Raw genomic sequence first — 1583 nt, forward strand, 5'->3', positions numbered from 1 at the left:
ATGACCCACTTCCTGTGGGTTTAAAAATCGGGCGCAAATACGCCAAGGTGCATTTGATTTTGTCGGTTGAAAGGACTTAGATAGATATGCATTATCCTGAACCAATATCTAAGCTAATAGATAGCTTTATGAAATTGCCAGGTATCGGCCCGAAAACGGCCGTTCGTCTGGCTTTTTTTGTATTAAGTATGAAGGAAGATGTCGTTCTTGATTTTGCTAAGGCACTTGTCAACGCAAAACGAAACCTCACATATTGCTCTAATTGTGGGCATATAACAGATAGAGATCCATGTTACATTTGTGAAGATGAACGTCGAGATAAAACGCTTATCTGTGTACTTCAAGATCCTAAAGATGTCATTGCCATGGAAAAAATGAAGGAATACAATGGTTTATACCATGTATTACACGGGGCTATTTCTCCAATGGACGGTATAGGTCCGGAGGATATTAAAATACCGGAATTGCTCAAAAGACTTCAGGATGATACTGTACAAGAAATTATTTTAGCGACTAATCCGAACATCGAAGGGGAAGCTACAGCTATGTACATATCCCGTCTGTTAAAACCAACGGGAATTAAAATTACAAGAATTGCCCATGGATTACCTGTCGGTGGAGATTTAGAATACGCCGATGAAGTAACACTTTCAAAGGCGCTTGAAGGACGTCGAGAATTATAGGAGGTCTTTTATGCTTTTTAAAAAGAAGGGAAAGCTTCGAAAAGAATTTAACCAAGAGCTTTTTAGCCAATTAGAAATCGCAAAGAAGGAATGGATGAGACAGAAAAACCTCATTGAAAAAAGCATTGAACCTTCTGATGATATTTTAAATGAACTTAAAGTAGCGGAAACAAAATACTTCTTTTTATTACGAGAAGCAAAAAGGCGAAAAGTATTTTTATAATATAAATCCTACCAAGGGAGGTACGCATCCTATGGTGGGATTTTTTAATTATATAGTTTGTTTAAATAAAATAGGACGAGAGGTTCTTAAAATCATCCATTCACATAGAATAGTAGTACAAGTTGTGTGAAGGAGTGAGGTTTGATTGGAACCAAAGGTTGTTATTTCCATACTCGGGGGATTGATCGTGCTTGTGCTTTTAATGGGAGCTCCACTTAAGCCCATTCGCTTAGTTGGACAAGTTTTTGTTAAAATCCTAATCGGTGCCTTGTTTTTATTTTTTTTAAATGCATTCGGAACTTCATTTGATTTACATGTACCAATTAATCTAGTTACATCTGCGGTATCTGGCTTACTCGGGCTTCCAGGTTTAGCTGCACTCGTAATTATAGATTTATTTATAGTAGGATAAAAAAACAAATGGCTCTCATTTGTTTTTTTGTTATGTTAATTAGGCTGTGGAATAATATTATAAGGAAAAGCTTATTGAAATGAAATTATTTTAATATAATTTATTGACATTCTGTTTAATCGGGTGTATATTTATATTCCTCACAGGGAATACCTTATGAATAAGAAAAACATTTTTAAAATAGTGTTGACTTATTTTTGTGAGGATGTTATATTAATAAAGTCGCTTCTGAGAGGCGAACCAAATAAGTTCTTTGAAAACTGAA

Annotated in this window: 3 protein-coding genes; all 3 read left to right on the forward strand. The window is 35.1% G+C overall.

What is annotated here, in order from left to right; genetic code table 11:
- The first annotated feature begins 86 nt into the window (after positions 1-86).
- Positions 87-683, forward strand: coding sequence for a recombination mediator RecR (recR, locus tag V7112_RS22270; protein WP_335423881.1), 597 nt, complete (start codon positions 87-89; stop codon positions 681-683).
- Positions 684-693: 10 nt separating this feature from the next.
- Positions 694-906 carry a YaaL family protein gene (locus V7112_RS22275; RefSeq protein ID WP_335423883.1) on the forward strand — a complete coding sequence of 71 codons (213 nt, stop codon included), beginning with the start codon at positions 694-696 and terminating at the stop codon, positions 904-906.
- A gap of 145 nt (positions 907-1051) precedes the next feature.
- A complete protein-coding gene (locus tag V7112_RS22280) occupies positions 1052-1318 on the forward strand; it encodes a pro-sigmaK processing inhibitor BofA family protein (protein ID WP_335423885.1) in 267 nt (88 codons plus the stop codon).
- Positions 1319-1583: the final 265 nt, after the last annotated feature.

The sequence above is a fragment of the Bacillus sp. JJ1566 genome (assembly GCF_036962685.1).
Taxonomy (GTDB): Bacteria; Bacillota; Bacilli; order Bacillales; family Bacillaceae_L; genus Ferdinandcohnia.